The organism is Curtobacterium flaccumfaciens (genome assembly GCF_051548005.1).
Lineage (GTDB): Bacteria > Actinomycetota > Actinomycetes > Actinomycetales > Microbacteriaceae > Curtobacterium.
The window spans coordinates 1-14,186 of sequence record NZ_JBPUGH010000085.1 but is presented as its reverse complement, the minus strand read 5'-3'; the positions used below and the strand labels follow the sequence as shown (position 1 = coordinate 14,186).

The following is a 14,186-nucleotide window of genomic DNA, read 5'->3' as shown; positions in this document are numbered from 1 at the left end:
GACGCTGCCGACGAAGCGCGACTCGACCCACAGCGGCTGGGTGTCCATCTCCGTCGGGTGCAACAACACCTGCACGTTCTGCATCGTCCCGTCGCTCCGCGGCAAGGAGAAGGACCGTCGCCCGGGTGACGTCCTCGCCGAGATCCAGGCGTTGGTCGACGACGGCGCGATCGAGGTGACCCTGCTCGGGCAGAACGTCAACTCGTACGGCGTCGAGTTCGGCGATCGGCAGGCGTTCGGCAAGCTCCTCCGGGCAGCGGGCGCGATCGAGGGCCTCGAGCGCATCCGGTTCACGAGCCCGCACCCGGCCGCGTTCACCGACGACGTGATCGACGCGATGGCCGAGACGCCGAACGTCATGCCCCAGCTGCACATGCCGTTGCAGTCCGGGTCCGACCGCATCCTCAAGGCGATGCGCCGGAGCTACCGGAGCGAGCGGTTCCTCGGGATCCTCGACCGGGTCCGGGCGAAGATCCCGCACGCCGCGATCTCGACGGACATCATCGTCGGGTTCCCGGGCGAGACCGACGAGGACTTCGAAGACACCCTGCGTGTCGTCGAGGCCTCGCGCTTCGCCTCGGCGTTCACCTTCCAGTACTCGATCCGCCCCGGGACGCCGGCCGCGACGATGCCCGACCAGCTCCCGAAGGAGGTCGTGCAGGAGCGCTACGAGCGGCTCATCGCGCTGCAGGAGCGCATCACGGCCGAGGAGAACGCCGCGCAGGTCGGCCGGAGCGTCGAGGTCCTCGTCGCCACCGGTGAGGGCAAGAAGGACGACGAGACGCACCGGCTGTCCGGTCGTGCGGAGGACTCCCGCCTCGTGCACTTCGCCGTGCCGCGCGGTTCGGACGTGCCGCGCCCCGGCGACGTCGTCACGGTCCAGGTGACCCGCGCCGCGCCGCACTTCCTCATCGCCGACAACGACGGGCCGCTGCGCATCCGGCGGACCCGGGCCGGCGACGCGTGGGACCGCGCGCAGGCCGAGAGCTGCGGGGTGCCGACGCCGTCCACTCCCGGTGACGGGCCGCGTCCGGTGTCGCTCGGACTGCCGTCGCTCCGTGTCGGCCGCTGACGCCGAGCACGACGCCGACCGCGGCGCCGAGCACGACCCCGGGCAGGCCTCTGCGGACGATGCCCGGGGGGACGCGGGGAACGGCGCCCGGCGGGGCGCCGAGCGCGTCGCCGGGGTGCAGGCGCCGGGCGAGACGACCCCGGACGACCTGATCGCGGTCGTGGGAGCGACGGGCACGGGGAAGTCGGACCTCGCCGTCGCGATCGCCGATCGTGTCCGTGCCACCGGTCGCCCGGCCGAGGTCGTCAACGCCGACGCGATGCAGCTCTACCGCGGCATGGACATCGGGACGGCCAAGCTCGCGCACGAGGAACGGCACGGCATCCCGCACCGGCAGCTCGACGTCCTCGACGTCACGGACGAGGCGAGCGTGGCCGCGTACCAGCGTGACGCCCGTCGTGACGTCGAGCGGATCCAGGCCGAGGGCGGCGTCGCGGTCCTCGCCGGCGGCAGCGGGCTCTACGTGTCCGCGGTGCTCTTCGACCTCGACTTCCCGGGCACCGACCCGGAACTCCGCGCGCAGCTCGAACGGGAGCACGCGGAGCTCGGACCAGGCATCCTGCTCGAGCGCCTGCGCAGCCTCGACCCACACGCGGCGGCGACCATCGACGCCCGCAACCCGCGGCGCCTCATCCGGGCACTCGAGATCGCGAGCCGGTCCGAGGTCGTCACCCCGAGCCTCCCGGCCGCGCCCCGCGCCTGGCGACCCGCACGGATCCTGCACCTGCGCCGCGACCGCGCCCACCTGGTCGACGCGCTGCAGGCGCGGGCCCAGCGCATGTTCGACGCCGGGCTGCTCGACGAGGTCGACCGCCTACGGGGCGCGGGGCTCGAGCAGGGCCGGACCGCCTCGCGGGCGATCGGGTACTCGCAGGCGCTCGACGTGCTCCGCGGGGACGCCTCGGTCGCCGAGGCGGTCGAGGCGACGAGCCTCGCGACGCGCAAGTACGCCCGTCGGCAGGTCGCCTGGTTCAAGCGGTACGCGACCGCGGAGGACCTCGACGTCACCGGGGCCGACCGGGCGGACCTGTCGGCGCTGGCCCGTAGGATCGTGGCGTGACCGAGCTGCACTTCACGAAGGGCCAGGGGACCGGCAACGACTTCGTCCTGTTCGCCGACCCCGACGCCGTCGTCGACCTCACCCCCGAGCGCATCCGGGCCATCGCGGACCGCCGCTTCGGCGTGGGCGGGGACGGCGTGATCCGTGCCGTGCGCTCCGAGACCCTGCCCGAGGGACGCGCGCTCGTCGCGGTGGAGCCCGAAGCCGTCTGGTTCATGGACTACCACAACGCCGACGGAACCGTCGCTGAGATGTGCGGCAACGGCGTCCGGGTGTTCGCGCGGTACCTGACCGAGTCCGGTCTGGTCGAGCTCGCGCCCGGCGAGACCCTGACGATCGGCACCCGCAAGGGTCTGGTGGACATCCAGCGGACGACGAACGGGTTCCAGGCCGACCTCGGCCGCTGGGGGCTCGGCATCGAGGGTGGCGGCGCGGGCGACGTGCTCGTGCGGGCGAAGAACCTCGACGGCGCCCGGCCCGGCCTCGGCATCGACGTGGGCAACCCGCACGTCGTGGTCGCCGTCGCGACGGAGGACGAGCTGGCCGACCTCGACCTCACCTACGTGCCGGTGCTCGACCCCGCGCCGGAGTCCGGGGCGAACGTCGAGTTCGTCCTGCCGGGGGAGCCCCTCATCAACGACGGCGTCGGCGAGATCACGATGCGGGTGCACGAACGCGGCAGCGGCGAGACACTGTCGTGCGGCACCGGTGCTGTCGCGGCTGCCCTTGCGACCCGGCACTGGGTCGGCTCCGGTGCGCCGGACACCTGGCGGGTGCGGGTGCCCGGCGGTGTCGTGACCGTGCGCATGTTCGCGGCCGAGGACGGCGAGCACGTCGCGTTGTCCGGTCCCGCCGAGCTGGTGTTCTCGGGCGACCTGACGGTCTGACGGGCGGGCGCGGGCCAGTCGGTGCGGGCCTGATCGCTCACGGGCCACGAGTACCGGCTGACCGAACGACGCGACGCGACGCGACGCGACGTGACGCGACGTGACGACCATGACGTGTGCGCGACCGTGGTCGACGGGGCGGCCCCGCCGCAGCGTGGAGGCCCGTGGTCCGGGACCGACACCGGTGACGCCCGGTGTGCCGCCAGTCCGGATCCCGCGGCCGGCGTCGGCGACGCCTGACGCGCCTCCGGTCCGGATCGCGCTGCGCGCCCGTCGCGCTGCGCGCCTGCCGCACCACGCGCCCGCCGCGCTACGCCCCGCGGTGCACGCGGATGACCCGGAACCCCTTGTCGGTCGACGCCCGCGACACGGTGTAGTCGGACCCGAGGGTGTCGCGCAACCACCGCTGGAGCGAGTCGCCGCCGAGGTCCTTCGACACGACCAACCACGCCTCGCCGTCGACCTCGAGCCGGGGGAGCCACGTCAGCAGGATGTCGTGCAGCTCGTCCTTGCCGACCCGGATCGGCGGGTTCGACCAGATCGTCCGGAACCGGAGGTCGGAGGGGACCTCGTCCGGGAGTGCCACGGTGACGTTCGTCGCCCCCGCGATCCCGGCGTTGGCGCGGGCGAGCCCGAGGACACGGTCGTTGACGTCGACGCCCCAGACCTGTGCCTCCGGCGACTCGAGCGCCATGGTGATCGCGATCGGTCCCCATCCGCAGCCGATGTCGAGGAGTGCGCCGTCGGACGCGGGGGGCGGCACCGAGCCCAGCAGGACCTTCGTCCCGCGGTCGACCCCGTCGGGGCTGAACACGCCCGCGGCGGTCGAGAGGGTGAGGGCGCGACCGGCGAGCGTGACGTGCACCTGGCGCTCGCGGACCTCCGACGAAGGGTTGGCGGAGAAGTAGTGGTCGTTCGCCATGGATGAACCGTAGCGTCTCACCCGTGTGTCCCGGGCGTGGCGGAGGTACCCTGTCGATAGGATGACGGATACCCCTCAGCAGAACCACCAGTCCCACGACGACAGCGCCGACGGTGTCGTCGAGCGCGTGCTGCGCAACGCCGACCAGCGCGCCGCCTCATCGATCTTCGCCCCGGCCCAGGCGATCCAGACCCGCTCCGTGGACGACCACGGCTGGACGGGCGACGGCGACCAGTACGACCGCGAGGACCGTGCGGCCCTCCGCCGTGTCACAGGCCTCTCCACCGAACTCGAGGACGTCACCGAGGTCGAGTACCGGCAGCTCCGGCTCGAGCAGGTCGTCCTCATCGGCGTGTACCCGCAGGGCGATGCGCAGGACGCCGAGAACTCCCTCCGCGAGCTCGCGGCCCTCGCCGAGACAGCCGGTGCGGTCGTGCTCGACGGCCTCCTGCAGCGCCGGCCGACGCCGGACCCCGCGACCTACCTCGGCAAGGGCAAGGCCGAGGAGCTCGCGATGGTCGTGAAGGCGACCGGCGCCGACACCGTGATCGCCGACACCGAGCTCGCGCCCTCCCAACGTCGTGCGCTGGAGGACGTCGTGAAGGTCAAGGTGATCGACCGCACGGCCGTGATCCTCGACATCTTCAGTCAGCACGCCAAGACCCGCGAGGGCAAGGCGCAGGTGGAGCTCGCGCAGCTGCAGTACCTCCTCCCGCGCCTCCGCGGTTGGGGTGAGTCGATGTCCCGGCAGGCCGGTGGACAGGTCTCGGGCGGTGCGGGCATGGGTTCCCGTGGTCCGGGTGAGACGAAGATCGAGCTCGACCGTCGTCGCATCCACACCCGGATGTCGAAGCTCCGTCGGCAGATCGCCGGGTTCCGCCCGGCACGTGAGGCCAAGCGGGCCGATCGGCACCGCAACGACGTGCCGAGCGTCGCGATCGCCGGCTACACGAACGCGGGCAAGTCCTCGCTGCTCAACCGGCTGACGAGCGCGGGTGTCCTCGTGCAGAACCAGCTGTTCGCGACGCTCGACGCGACCGTCCGACGCACGAACTCCGCCAAGGGCCGCGAGTTCACCTTCGTCGACACCGTCGGGTTCGTCCGCAACCTGCCGCACCAGCTGGTCGAGGCTTTCCGCTCCACCCTCGAGGAGGTCGGCGAGGCCGACGTCATCGTGCACGTGGTCGACGGCTCGCACCCCGACCCGGCCGCGCAGCTGGCGACGGTCCGCGAGGTCATCGGTGACGTGGGAGCCCGGGAGATCCCCGAGATCGTCGCGTTCAACAAGGCAGACCTGATCGACGAGTCGCAGCGGCTCGTGCTCCGAGGGCTCGTGCCGGACGCAGTGTTCGTGTCCGCCCGCACGGGCGAGGGCATCGCCGAGCTGCTCGCCGCGATCGAGGACCGGCTGCCCGAGCCCGACGTGTCGCTCACCGTGGTGATCCCGTACGACCGTGGGGACCTCGTGTCCTCGCTGCACGGTTCGGGTGCGGTGGAGTCGGTCGACTACGTGGAGGACGGCACGCGGCTGCAGGTGCGGGTGTTCCAGCGGCAGGTCGCAGAGCTCGACCCGTTCGTGGTCACGCCGGTCGCGTCCTGACGCGCTGACGCGGTCCGGCCTGGAGGGACGGGGAGCGTCCGGCGGGCGCGTCACCACTGCTCCGAACGACGAGACCGACGTGGAACCAGCCTGAAGGACGGGTTCCACGTCGGTCTAGTGATCTCGGAGCCGCCTCGGGTCGCGGGCAGCGCGCGGCGGCGCCTCGGAGCACGGGCAGCGCGCGGCGCGTCAGATCGAGCGGAGGACCGCGACGACCTTGCCGAGCACGGTGGCCGCGTCGCCGAGGATCGGCTCGAAGGCCGAGTTGCGCGGGAGCAGCCACGTGTGACCGTCCCGCTGGCGGAAGACCTTGACGGTCGCTTCCTCGTCGAGCATGGCGGCGACGACGTCACCGTTCTCCGCGGTCTGCTGTGACCGGACGACCACCCAGTCGCCGTCGCAGATCGCGGCGTCGATCATCGACTCGCCGACGACCTTGAGCATGAAGAGGTCACCCGTGCCGACGAGCTGACGGGGGAGCGGGATGATCTCGTCGACGTGCTGCTCGGCCGTGATCGGGACACCCGCGGCGATGCGTCCGACGAGCGGGACGAGGGTGGTGGCGTCGACGTCGGGTCCGTCGGCGTCGGCGCTGGGCTCGTCGACCAGGACCTCGAGGGCGCGGGGACGGTTCGGGTCGCGGCGGATCCAACCGCCCAGCTCGAGCTGTCCGAGCTGGTGCGAGACGCTCGAGAGCGATGAGAGGCCGGCGGCGTCACCGATCTCGCGCATGCTCGGCGGGTAGCCCCGGCTGGCGATCGACGCGCGGATGGCGTCGAGGATCGCCTGCTGCTTCGGCGTCAGCGGCTTCTGTCCGCGCAGTTCGTCCGCCACGTCGTCTCACCCTTCGTCGGTGCGGGACAGGGCCCGGCGGGAATGTCGGTGGTCCCCGCTTGACTTGTCCCAGTCGGTCGAAACAGTATCCGACCGCCGATGCCCGGACAAACATTCGTTCGAGCGTGTCGCAAGAAATCCTTGCAGAAATCCTCCCTGGGGACTTGTGCAGCCAACGGTTCGAAACTATGTTCGGTACACGACTTCGGATCACCGAACGGGAAGGCAAGAACGACATGAGCACCATCGCCATCGCTGAGACCCAGCGTCACGCAGCTCCCGCCGTGCGTACGCGCCTGCGCCTGACGCGTCGCGGGCGGATCGTCTTCACGACCCTTGCCGCGCTCCCGATCCTGCTGATCGTCGCGCTCGCGGTGCTCAACGGGGGACGTGCCTCCGCTGGTGACGCCGCCGGTTCCGGGTCCGCACACTTCGAGACCGTCACCATCCAGCCCGGCGAGACGCTGTGGCAGCTGGCGGAGGAGACCGCTCCGAACGCCGATCCGCGCGACTTCGTGCAGGACGTCGTGAGCCTCAACGCGCTGGACGGCGCCGGGCTCCAGGCGGGCGAGAAGATCGCCATCCCCGCGAAGTACACCGACGCGCGCTGAGGGGAACGCGCGCGCTGAGGGAACGCGCTGAGCCCGACAGGCGCTGGCTGGAGGCGATCGTCCCGTGACCGTCCAGACGGCCGGTCTCGCTGACGCACGCGCGGCCTACGATGGATCGGTGGCATTCACGCTCGAAGACCTCCCGATCCGAGACGACCTGCGCGGGCAGAGCCCGTACGGCGCTCCGCAGAAGCACGTGCGCGTCCAGCTGAACGTCAACGAGAACACGCATCCGGTCCCGGCAGAGGTCGCCGACGACATCGTCGAGTCGATCCGACAGGCCCTCGCCACCGTGAACCGGTACCCCGACCGCGAGTTCAGTGAGCTCCGTCGCTCGCTGACCGACTACCTCAACGGGGGACTCGAGGGGCCTGCGCTCCTGACGCCCGAGCAGCTCTGGGCGGCGAACGGGTCGAACGAGGTCCTGCAGCAGCTCCTGCAGGCCTTCGGTGGCCCCGGTCGCAGCGTCCTCGGCTTCCCGCCCACGTACTCGATGCACTCGATCCTGGCGTCCGGTACGGGCACGCGGTGGATCCCGGCCGAGCGTGACGCGGAGTTCGGCATCTCGCCCGAGACCGTCACCGCCGCGATCGCCGAACACCAGCCGGACATCGTGTTCCTGTGCGGACCGAACAACCCCACGGGGACGCCTCTTCCCATCGAGACGATCGCGGCAGCGTACGACGCCACCGACGGCATCGTGATGGTGGACGAGGCCTACGCGGAGTTCATGCCCGACGACGCCCCGAGCGCGCTCACGCTCCTGCCGGGCCGTGAGCGACTCGTGGTGTCGCGCACCATGAGCAAGGCGTTCGCGTTCGCCGGCGCCCGGGTGGGCTACCTCGCGGCGCACCCTGCGGTCATCGACGCGATCCGACTCGTCCGGCTGCCGTACCACCTGTCCGCCCTGACGCAGGCGGCCGCGGTGGCAGCGCTCCGGCACGCCCCGGCGATGCTCGCGATGGTGGACGACATCAAGCAGCAGCGTGACCGCATGGTGACCGAGTTGCAGGACATGGGGTACCGCACCTACGAGTCGTGGTCGAACTTCGTGCTCTTCGGGGGCGTCGCCGACCCGCACGCCGCGTTCGAGGCGCTGCTCGAGCAGGACGTCATCGTGCGCGACCTCGGCATCCCGAACCACCTCCGTGTCAGCGCGGGGACGGCGGAGGAGACCACGGCGTTCCTCGACGCGATGCGCCGGGTGGCCGCGGTCCAGCCCCCGGTTAGGGTTGACGCATGACCGCCCGCACCGCCTCGATCAGCCGGAGCACGAGCGAGTCGAGCATCGAGCTGGAGCTCGACCTCGACGGCACCGGCTCCTCCGACATCTCGACGAGCGTGCCGTTCTTCGACCACATGCTCACGGCGTTCAGCAAGCACTCCCTGATCGACCTCCGCGTGCGCTCGACCGGTGACACCGACATCGACGCGCACCACACCGTCGAGGACACCGGGATCGTGCTCGGCCAGGCGCTCCGCCAGGCGCTGGGCGACCGATCCGGGATCGGCCGGTACGGCGACGCCCTCGTGCCGCTCGACGAGGCCCTCGCCCAGGCCGTCGTGGACGTGTCGGGTCGCCCGTTCCTCGTCCACACCGGGGAGCCCGACGGCTTCGCCTTCCACCGGATCGGCGGACACTTCACCGGCTCGCTGGTCCGTCACGTGTTCGAGGCGATCACGTTCAACGCCGGCATCACGGTGCACGTGCGGGTCCTCGGTGGGCGCGACCCGCACCACATCGCCGAGGCCGAGTTCAAGGCGTTCGCGCGCGCGATGCGCAAGGCCGTCGAGCTCGACCCCCGTGTCGACGGCATCCCGAGCACGAAGGGCACCCTGTGACCGCGAAGCCGAACGTCGTCGTCCTCGACTACGGCTCGGGCAACGTCCACTCGGCGGCCAAGGCCCTCGAGCGCGCGGGTGCCGAGGTCACGCTCAGCGCGGACAAGCGCAAGGCGCTCGAGGCCGACGGGCTGCTCGTGCCGGGTGTCGGCGCGTTCGGTGCCGTGGTCGACCAGCTCGAGTCCGTCCGTGGCGGCGAGATCGTCGACCACCGCCTGGCCGGAGGTCGTCCCGTGCTCGGCATCTGCGTCGGCATGCAGGTCCTGTTCTCGCGCGGGGTCGAGCGGGGCGTCGACGTCGAGGGGCTCGCGCAGTGGCCCGGCACCGTCGAGGAGATCCAGGCGGAGGTCCTCCCGCACATGGGATGGAACACGGTCGAGGCCCCCGAGGACTCCGTGCTCTTCGACGGTCTGCGCGACGAGCGGTTCTACTTCGTGCACTCCTACGGGGTGACCGAGTTCCCGCTCGAGGCGTACGGCCCCTTCCGCCAGCCGAAGCTCACGTGGGCGGAGCACGGCCAGCGCTTCGTCGCCGCGGTGGAGAACGGGCCGCTCACCGCGACCCAGTTCCACCCGGAGAAGTCCGGTGAGGCCGGCATCCAGCTGCTCCGCAACTGGGTCCAGGCCCTCTGATCCGCCGCTCCCGAGCGAGCCCGACCCCGAGCGAGCCCGACCCCGAGCAAGCCCGACCCCGAGCGAGCCCGACCCGACGTCCGCACGACCCCCGACAGGACCATGACCGACCGCACCGCATCCCAGCCCCTCGTCCTCCTGCCGGCCGTCGACGTCGTCGACGGCCAGGCCGTGCGCCTGACCCAGGGTGCGGCGGGGAGTGAGACCTCCTACGGCGACCCGGTCACCGCTGCTCGCACGTGGCGCGACCAGGGCGCCGAGTGGATCCACCTCGTCGACCTCGACGCCGCGTTCGGCCGCGGCGACAACCGCGAGGTCATCGCCCGCGCCGTCCGCGAGGTCGAGGGGGTCGCGGTCGAGCTCTCCGGCGGCATCCGCGACGACGCCTCGCTCGAGGCCGCCCTCGCGACCGGAGCCGCCCGCGTGAACCTCGGGACGGCAGCGCTCGAGGACCCGGAGTGGGCGGACCGCGTCATCGGGCAGTACGGCGAGCAGATCGCGGTCGGCCTCGACGTCCGCGGCACCACCCTCGCGAGTCGGGGCTGGACCGAGGACGCGGGCGACCTGTGGGAGGTCCTCGACCGACTGGAGACTGCGGGGTGCGCCCGGTACGTCGTGACCGACGTCACGAAGGACGGCACGCTGCAGGGCCCGAACGTCGACCTGCTCCGCCAGGTGTGCGAGCGCACCGACAAGCCCGTGGTGGCGTCCGGGGGCATCTCGACCCTCGACGACCTCGTGGCGCTCCGGGCGCTCGTGCCGCACGGCCTCGAGGGCGCGATCATCGGCAAGGCGCTCTACTCGGGGGCGTTCACGCTCCCGGCCGCGCTCGAGATCGCCTCCGCGTAGTCGACGTGTCGGGCATCTCGAACGGCCGCGGCACCGGACCGGCCCCCGAGGACGGCCGCGGTACCGACCCGGCCGCGCACGTCGGAGAGCACGGCCCCGACGACGCCCACACCCCCGGGGGCGCCGCCGACTCGGCCGGGAACCCCTGGGCCGGTCGGACCTTCGACCACCACGACACGGCCTTCGAGGACGACGACGGCCTCGCCGACCCGGCGCTCGTCGCCGCGATCCGCGCGGTGGCCGACGGAGCCTCCCAGGCGGCGGTCGTCGACGCGCTGCGGACCGCCCGCCTCCTCATCCCGCTCGTGGCCGAGGCGGGCGACGTCGGACACACCGAGACCGGGAAACTCGTCGACAAGACGCAGGAGCTCTCCATCGTCACGGTCGCGGGCCCGGACGGTCGCGCCGTGATGCCCGCCTTCACCTCCGTCGACGCGATGCGCTCCTGGGACCCGACGGCCCGTCCCGTCCCGGTCGAGTCCCGCCGCGTCGCGATGGCGGCCGCGAGCGAGGAGACCCAGCTCGTCGTGCTCGACCCCACCGCGCCGACCGAGTTCGTGCTGCGCCGCCCCGCGGTGTGGGCGCTCGGACAGGACCTTCCGTGGACGCCCTGCTTCGAGGACCCCGAGGTCGCGCAGGCCTTCGCCGACTCGGTCGCGGGCGAGCCTGCCGTCGCGCGGGTCGAACTGGCCCCCGGAGACCCGCTCGGGCGCTTCCAGGGCGCCGAGCTCACGGTCGGCCTCGCACTGCAGCCCGGCCTCGACCAGACCGCGGTGCAGGAGCTCGTCGGCCGGTTGCAGGCGCGGTGGTCCTCGGCACCGGTCATCGCGGACCGCGTGGACAGCATGCGGGTGGCGATCCGCCCGGCGTGATCCGGGCCTCCAGGTCGGGTCGCCACCTCCGCGTGGTGCGCGCCACGGCCTGCCGGGAGGCACGGCACACGCCCGCAGGGCGGGTCGCGTCCCGTCGTCCACACCTCCGGCGGTGCACCCGGGTGCGGACCCCGTCGCCGCTAGCATGGGGCCGTGAGCACCAACCCGTTGACGAACCCCGGAACCGGCGAGACCACCTACGGTCCGACGGGGCGACCCGTCCGGCAGTTCGCGATCCCGGAGGAGCTCGACCAGCACGGTCCGGCACGCATCATCGCGCTGTGCAACCAGAAGGGCGGCGTCGGCAAGACCACGACGTCGATCAACCTCGGGGCGGCGCTCGCCGAGTACGGGCGGAAGGTCCTCGCCGTCGACTTCGACCCGCAGGGCGCTCTGTCCGCCGGTCTCGGGGTCCGCACGCACGACATCCCGACGGTCTACGACCTCCTCATGGGCGCCGTGAAGGACCCGCGCGAGGTCATCCAGCCGACGAACACGCCGTACCTCGACGTGATCCCGGCGAACATCGACCTGTCCGCGGCCGAGGTGCACCTCGTGAACGAGGTCGCGCGGGAGCAGATCCTCGCGAGCGTCCTCCGGAAGGTCGCGAACGACTACGACGTCATCCTCGTGGACTGCCAGCCGTCGCTCGGCCTGCTGACGGTGAACGCGCTGACGGCGGCGCACGGCGTGCTCATCCCGCTCGAGTGCGAGTTCTTCGCGCTGCGTGGTGTCGCGCTCCTCATCGAGACGATCGACAAGGTGCGGGACCGTCTCAACCCGGCGCTGAAGCTCGACGGCATCCTCGCGACGATGTACGACTCGCGGACCCTGCACTCGCGCGAGGTCATGGAGCGGGTCGTCGAGACGTTCGACGACCGCGTGCTCGACACCGTCATCGGACGCACGGTGAAGTTCCCCGACGCCACCGTCTCGGCACGGCCCATCACGCAGACCGCGCCCGACCACGCCGCCGCGCACGCGTACCGGCAGCTCGCACGGGAGCTCGTCGAGCGTGGCGCCGTCGCCTGAGCCGGAGGACCCTGACCGCACCGCCGGCGCGCCCGCGGGGACGCGCGACGAGCCCGCGGGGACGCAGACCGCGCCGGGCTTCCGCGTCCGCCTGTCGAACTTCGACGGCCCGTTCGACCTGCTCCTGTCGCTCATCACGAAGCACGAGCTCGACATCACCGAGGTGTCACTCGGCGCGGTGACGGGGGAGTTCATCGCCTACGTCCGGCAGGCGGAGTCCGCGGACGAGCTCGACGAGGCCAGCGAGTTCCTCGTCGTCGCGGCGACCCTGCTCGACCTGAAGATCGCGGGGCTGCTCCCGCAGGGCGAGCTCGTCGACGCCGAGGACGTGGCGCTCCTGGAAGCGCGCGACCTGCTCTTCGCCCGACTGCTGCAGTACCGGGCGTTCAAGCAGGCGGCCGACTGGTTCGGGTCGCGCTGGACCGAGGAGTCCCGTCGGCACGTCCGGCGCGTCCGGCTCGAGGAGCGCTTCCGCGCCCGCACCCCCGAGCTCGTCTGGACGCTCTCGCTGCAGGACTTCGCCGCGCTCGCGACCCTGGCGTTCGCCCCGCGGGAGATCCCGACCGTCGGACTCGACCACCTGCACGCGCCGCTCGTGAGCATCCGGGAGCAGGCCGCGATCGTCGTGTCGATCCTCCGCACCCGGGCCGACGAGGACGTCTCGTTCCGCGAGCTGGTCGCCGGCGTCCACGAGACGGGTATCGTGGTGGCTCGTTTCCTCGCGATCCTCGAGCTGTACCGCAACGCGTCGATCACGTTCGAGCAGGCCGAGCCGCTCGGGGAACTGCTGCTCCGCTGGACCGCCGAGGACTGGTCCGACGAGAGCCTCGCCAACCTGGGAGCCGACTATGACGGATGACGCGCACACGCACGACTCGTCGAGCGCCGAACCCGGTGGTGCCGAGGAGATGGCCGACGCCCGCGCGATCGAGCAGGAGATCCACGAGGCGCACGGTCGTGCCGCCCGGCCGGAGCTCCCGGTCGACCGCCAGCTCGAGGCGATCCTCTTGATCGCCGACGAGCCGCAGTCCCTCGTCGCGCTCGGCGCTGCGGTCGGCGCACCCGTGCCCGCGGTCCGTCAGGCGATCGAACGACTCGTCGCGGACTTCGACGGCGTCGACGGCACGGTCCGTCGTGGCTTCGAACTCCGCGAGGTCGGCGGCGGCTGGCGCTTCTACGTCCGGGCCGAGCTGGACGACGTCGTCGAGCAGTTCGTCGAGGCGGAGCGTCCCGCGCGGCTGTCGCAGGCGGCGCTCGAGACCCTCGCGGTGGTCGCCTACAAGCAGCCGATCACCCGCTCGCAGATCGCCTCGATCCGGGCCGTGAACGTCGACGGGGTCGTCCGGACGCTCGTCGCGCGCGGCCTCATCGAGGAGTCGTTCACGGACGCCGAGACCGGCGCCATCAACTACGTCACGTCCGATCTGCTGCTGCAGCAGCTCGGCATCAACTCGCTCGACGAGCTGCCGCTCATCTCGCCCCTCCTGGACGACGGTGCGGACGGCTTCGGGCAGAACGAAGGGATCCCCGATGGCCGCGTATGAGGAAGAACGTCGAGGCCCGCGGGGCGGGACCGGTCGGACTGGAGGCCCGTCCCGCGACCGCAACGCCGGCTCCGGCCGGGCAGGTGGCCGGTTCGGCGGCGGGGGCCGCGACGAGCGCGGCGGGTCCGATCGTGGTGGGTACCGCGGCCGTGACGACCGCGGCGACCGCGGAGGGTACGAGCGCCGTGACGATCGTGGGTCGGCCGGTGGGTACCGCGGCCGGGACGAGCGTCCGTCGTCGGGTGGCGGGTACCGCGGCCGGGACGAGCGTCCGTCGTCGGGTGGCGGGTACCGCGGCCGGGACGAGCGTCCGTCGTCGGGTGGCGGGTACCGCGGCCGGGACGAGCGTCCGTCGTCGGGTGGTGGGTACCGCGGCCGCGATGACCGCTCCGCATTGCGCGGCTACCAGGGCCGTGACGAGCGTGGGTC

15 protein-coding genes and 1 pseudogene are annotated in these 14,186 nt (G+C 72.1%); 14 read left to right on the top strand and 2 right to left on the bottom strand.

Annotated elements, in window-relative coordinates:
* The 3 genes from ACSW7Y_RS10990 to dapF form a co-directional block, all read left to right on the top strand.
* Positions 1-1,072 (top strand): MiaB/RimO family radical SAM methylthiotransferase (locus ACSW7Y_RS10990; RefSeq protein ID WP_438126321.1); only part of this gene is annotated, 1,072 nt, incomplete at its 5' end.
* Between the two features lie 115 nt (positions 1,073-1,187).
* Positions 1,188-2,132 carry a tRNA (adenosine(37)-N6)-dimethylallyltransferase MiaA gene (miaA, locus tag ACSW7Y_RS10985; RefSeq protein WP_438126322.1) on the top strand — a complete coding sequence of 315 codons (945 nt, stop codon included), beginning with the start codon at positions 1,188-1,190 and terminating at the stop codon, positions 2,130-2,132.
* Entirely contained in the window at positions 2,129-3,019 is an 891-nt protein-coding gene (gene dapF, locus ACSW7Y_RS10980; protein WP_438126320.1) for a diaminopimelate epimerase, read from the top strand. The genes miaA and dapF overlap by 4 nt, the downstream gene beginning before the upstream one ends.
* 310 nt (positions 3,020-3,329) lie before the next feature.
* On the opposite strand, the gene ACSW7Y_RS10975 is transcribed toward dapF, so the two are convergent.
* Positions 3,330-3,941, bottom strand: coding sequence for a class I SAM-dependent methyltransferase (locus ACSW7Y_RS10975; RefSeq protein ID WP_438126319.1), 612 nt, complete (start codon positions 3,939-3,941; stop codon positions 3,330-3,332).
* 61 nt (positions 3,942-4,002) lie between these two features.
* On the opposite strand from ACSW7Y_RS10975, the gene hflX reads away from it, so the two are divergent.
* Positions 4,003-5,541, top strand: a complete 1,539-nt coding sequence (hflX, locus tag ACSW7Y_RS10970) for a GTPase HflX (RefSeq protein ID WP_438126318.1) — start codon at positions 4,003-4,005, stop codon at positions 5,539-5,541.
* A gap of 189 nt (positions 5,542-5,730) precedes the next feature.
* Here hflX and lexA read toward each other — a convergent pair whose 3' ends face one another.
* Positions 5,731-6,375, bottom strand: coding sequence for a transcriptional repressor LexA (gene lexA, locus ACSW7Y_RS10965; RefSeq protein WP_058725107.1), 645 nt, complete (start codon positions 6,373-6,375; stop codon positions 5,731-5,733).
* A gap of 236 nt (positions 6,376-6,611) precedes the next feature.
* On the opposite strand from lexA, the gene ACSW7Y_RS10960 reads away from it, so the two are divergent.
* The 10 genes and pseudogenes from ACSW7Y_RS10960 to ACSW7Y_RS10915 all read left to right on the top strand — a co-directional run.
* Entirely contained in the window at positions 6,612-6,986 is a 375-nt protein-coding gene (locus tag ACSW7Y_RS10960; protein ID WP_438126317.1) for a LysM peptidoglycan-binding domain-containing protein, read from the top strand.
* A 118-nt stretch (positions 6,987-7,104) separates the two neighbouring features.
* On the top strand, positions 7,105-8,229 hold the full coding sequence (locus ACSW7Y_RS10955; protein WP_438126316.1) for a histidinol-phosphate transaminase: 1,125 nt from the start codon (positions 7,105-7,107) through the stop codon (positions 8,227-8,229).
* Entirely contained in the window at positions 8,226-8,828 is a 603-nt protein-coding gene (hisB, locus tag ACSW7Y_RS10950) for an imidazoleglycerol-phosphate dehydratase HisB (RefSeq protein WP_438126315.1), read from the top strand. The genes ACSW7Y_RS10955 and hisB overlap by 4 nt, the downstream gene beginning before the upstream one ends.
* Positions 8,825-9,460, top strand: coding sequence for an imidazole glycerol phosphate synthase subunit HisH (gene hisH / locus ACSW7Y_RS10945; RefSeq protein WP_438126314.1), 636 nt, complete (start codon positions 8,825-8,827; stop codon positions 9,458-9,460). The genes hisB and hisH overlap by 4 nt, the downstream gene beginning before the upstream one ends.
* 102 nt (positions 9,461-9,562) lie before the next feature.
* Positions 9,563-10,309: a bifunctional 1-(5-phosphoribosyl)-5-((5-phosphoribosylamino)methylideneamino)imidazole-4-carboxamide isomerase/phosphoribosylanthranilate isomerase PriA gene (gene priA, locus ACSW7Y_RS10940; protein ID WP_438126313.1), complete on the top strand. Its 747-nt coding sequence runs from the start codon at positions 9,563-9,565 to the stop codon at positions 10,307-10,309.
* A 5-nt stretch (positions 10,310-10,314) separates the two neighbouring features.
* Positions 10,315-11,181, top strand: coding sequence for an SseB family protein (locus ACSW7Y_RS10935; RefSeq protein WP_438126312.1), 867 nt, complete (start codon positions 10,315-10,317; stop codon positions 11,179-11,181).
* 153 nt (positions 11,182-11,334) lie between these two features.
* Entirely contained in the window at positions 11,335-12,213 is an 879-nt protein-coding gene (locus tag ACSW7Y_RS10930) for a ParA family protein (protein ID WP_438126311.1), read from the top strand.
* Positions 12,197-13,072, top strand: a complete 876-nt coding sequence (locus ACSW7Y_RS10925) for a segregation and condensation protein A (RefSeq protein ID WP_438126310.1) — start codon at positions 12,197-12,199, stop codon at positions 13,070-13,072. The genes ACSW7Y_RS10930 and ACSW7Y_RS10925 overlap by 17 nt, the downstream gene beginning before the upstream one ends.
* Positions 13,062-13,757, top strand: coding sequence for an SMC-Scp complex subunit ScpB (gene scpB / locus ACSW7Y_RS10920; protein ID WP_438126309.1), 696 nt, complete (start codon positions 13,062-13,064; stop codon positions 13,755-13,757). Before ACSW7Y_RS10925 ends, scpB begins: the two co-directional genes overlap by 11 nt.
* A pseudogene (locus ACSW7Y_RS10915) lies at positions 13,754-14,186 on the top strand (hypothetical protein); the annotation flags it as partial. The gene scpB and the pseudogene ACSW7Y_RS10915, both read left to right, overlap by 4 nt.